This window comes from Achromobacter sp. (assembly GCF_057314935.1).
The window spans coordinates 103115-106353 of record NZ_DBHKZA010000008.1 but is presented as its reverse complement, the minus strand read 5'-3'; the positions used below and the strand labels follow the sequence as shown (position 1 = coordinate 106353).

2 protein-coding genes are annotated in these 3239 nt (G+C 67.7%); both read right to left on the bottom strand.

Going from position 1 to position 3239, the window contains the following annotated elements; all coding sequences use genetic code 11:
• Positions 1-752: dienelactone hydrolase family protein (locus ACO6D5_RS04950; RefSeq protein ID WP_485824758.1), on the bottom strand; the 752-nt coding region annotated here is incomplete at its 3' end.
• Positions 753-815: 63 nt separating this feature from the next.
• Positions 816-3239, bottom strand: a 2424-nt coding sequence (locus tag ACO6D5_RS04945; RefSeq protein ID WP_485824757.1) for a DUF748 domain-containing protein, incomplete at its 5' end; no start/stop codon positions are given.

Sequence of the window (3239 nt, the reverse complement as noted above, 5' to 3'; positions counted from 1 at the left end):
GATGCCTTGGCCGGCGCCGGCCCCTTTGCCAGTTCGATCCGCATGCGGTCCACGTCCGTCAGCGGGATGCCGGCGTCCTTGCCGCCGTAGGCGCCCAGGACCGGCGCCTTCAGCTCATTCACCAGGCTCAGCACCGACTTCGGCTTCAGGTCGCTGGGTTCGCCGCCCAGTTGGCCGTAGAACGCCGCGCCGGCCTTGAGCTTCGGGTTGTGGGCGGCGTATAGCCAGACCTGGCGGCCGCCCCAGCAGAAGCCCACGATGCCCAGCTTGTCCGCATCGCCGCCGTTGGCTGCCGCCCATTTCGCGGTGGCGTCCAGGTCGCCTTGGACTTGCGCATCGGGCACCTTGCCGATGATTTCGGCCTGCAGCTTCGGGATCTCGGTGTATTTCGACGGATCGCCCTGACGCGCGAACAGTTCGGGCGCGATCGCCAGATAGCCCAGATGGGCCAGCCGGCGGCACACGTCCTGGATGTACTCGTGCACACCGAAAATCTCGGACACCACGATCACGGTCGGCAGGTTCTTTTTGCCTTGCGGCGCCGCACGGTAGGCGGGCATCTTGCCGTCCGCCGTGGGGATATCGATCTTGCCGGCAGTCAGCCCCTTGGCGTCGGTGGCGATGGCGGTCTGGGCCACGGCGGGCCCGGCGGCAAGCGAGAAGCCGGCTGCGACCGTCGTGGCGATAAAGCCCCGACGGTCCAGCCGCAAAGGCGGCAACAGGCTGTCGAAGTGCGCGTCCTGGTCTTTCATCAAGAATCTCCTGGCAAAAGCGGGGCCGGGGACGCAACGCGTACCCCTGGCGGCCCGCCGGGTTCACTTCAGGGAGAAGTCCACGCGCGAGGGTTGCCCCTCGTCCTTGATGCCGTCCGCGTCCAGCTGCGGCGCAACGATGAACACACGGTCCGCGAGTCCTTCCTGGGCTTGCAACTTCTCATACACCGCCTGCGCGCGCGCATCGGCCAGTTGGCGCAATTGCTCGTCGCCCACCGGCGCCACGCTGCGCAGCATGGCTTCCATCTGATCCGCCGGCACGGACTTGGCCATGCCGATGAAATTGCGCGGCTTGTCCTTGATGTCGGCGTCGTCGTACACCTCTTCCAAGTACTTGGCCCGCTCGGCGGCAGACACCTTCACGCCCGCCACGTCCGGCTTCTTGCCGCGCGGCGTGGTGGCCGCCGCCTTGGCGGCGCGGATCTGGCCCTCGACCCAGGCTTGGCGCAGGCCTTCCATGTCGGTCTTGGGATCGGCGCGGCCGCTGATGTCCATCTTCAGCGCCGGACGGTCCGTCAGTGCCTTGGTCAGCGTGTCGATGCGCTGCTGGGAGTCTTCGGTCAGCACCGCGCTGCCCGGCTTGAACTCCACATAGGACAGTTCTTCGCCGCCGCCGAAGGCCGACGCAAGCAGGCTGAACGGCGACGTCACGGCCTTGACCACCAGATTGAGCAGCACGCGCACGACGATGCCGCCCACCGAGAATTCGGGATCGTCCAGCGATCCCGAGATCGGCAGGTTGATGTCGATGTTGCCGCGGGAGTCCTTCAACAGCGCCACGGCCAGCAGCACCGGCAACTTGGTCGCGTCCGGGCTGTTGGTCTTGTCGCCGAAGGTCAGCTGGTTCAGCACCACGTGGTTGGACGCCTGCAGCGCGCGGTCCTTGATCTTGTATTCCAGGTCCACCGAGAGCTTGCCGCGCTTGATCGGATAACCGACATACTTGGCCGAATAGGTGTTGAAGCGCGGCAGGTCCACCCCCTTGGCCGAGGCCTTCAGGTCCAGGGTCAGGAACTTGGCGAACGGCTGCACGATGCCGCTGATGGACAGCGGCGCCGTGGTGTAGACGCGGCCCGTGACCTTGACCTTGGCGGGTTGGGGATTAGTGGACGACACCGCCGTGATCGCGCCTTCGATCGCCGACAGTTCGGCCACGTAGTTGGGTTTGACGAAGCGGTCGGTGAAGGTCATTCGGCCGCGCGACAACGTGACGCTGTTGACCGAGATATCCGGCATGCCCCCGCCTGCGCTGCTTTTCGCGGCAGGAACCGGCGCGGGCGCCGCGGCCTGTCGGCCCGGCGTCTGCGTGTCCTGCGTGATGGAGCCGCCCGCCTGGCCGGGCGCCGCCACCAGGTCCATGACGTTCAGGCGGCCCTGCGCGTTCAGCAGGATGCGGCCGTAGAAGTCTTCCAGCGCGATGTCGCCCAGCTTGGCGCCGATCTTGTCGCCCGCCACCGAGATGTCCATGCCGGAAAACCCCAGCCGCTTCCAGTTCAGGAAGTCGTCGTTGTTCACCCGGTCTTGAAGGTCCACGCCCGTGACCTCGACGCCGCCCTTCCAGTTGACCTTCATCGGCGCGCTGCCCGCTGCGGCTGTGAAGTCCACGTCGCCCTTGGCGCCCAGCGTAATGGCGCGCACGGTGGCGTTCAGGCTCGAGGCCGCATAGGGCGCGAAGGACGCGACATTGAGCTCGGACAGGTCCACCGACGATTTCAGCGTCAGCGGTTGCGGCGTGAACATGCCTTTCATGTCCAGTTTGCCATTGCCCTGGATGCCCGCGGCGGCCAGCGTGAAGTTGCTCTGGCCCGGCCCCATCGCCAGCCGGTCGGCGGTGACGCGCAGCGTTTGCAGGGCGATGTCCAGCGCAGGCTTGAGCGACTCGTCGCGCGCCTTGAACTGCGTCAGGTCAGCCTGGACGGCCGTGGCGGACGCGTCCACCACGCCATTCTTCTCCAGCACGTGCACCTGGGCGGCGGCGCCCAGGCGGCCATCCAGCAGCACGATCGGCGCCACGCTGCGCACCGCCGGCGCCAACGGCGCCAGGGCCACGTTGCCCAGGCGCACGCCCAGTTCCAGCGACAAGGGCTTCAAGACCAGCGGACCCTTCGCGCGGATCCAGCCCCCATCGGTGCTGTTGTCGACGGTCAGCCACAGGTTGACGGGCTGGTCCTTGACCTCGGGCAGCGCAACGCCTTCAACGGTCACGGCCATGCCGGTCATGACGTAGTCCAGCTTGCTGATCGCATCCGTGATGTAGAGCTCGCCCTCGTGCAGGTTGAAGGCGTCCAGCGTGACTTTCCATTCTTCCGGGGCGGCGGGCGGCGGCGGGGCGGCGTCCGAGCCCGGTGCGGCCGGCGTACCCGCCGCGGCGGTGATGCCAGGCGCGGCCGCGGTGGTCGGGCCCGACGCGGCAGCCGTGGCGGGCGCCGGGGCCGGCGCATCTGCCGCCGGCTTGGCGGCCCCCTG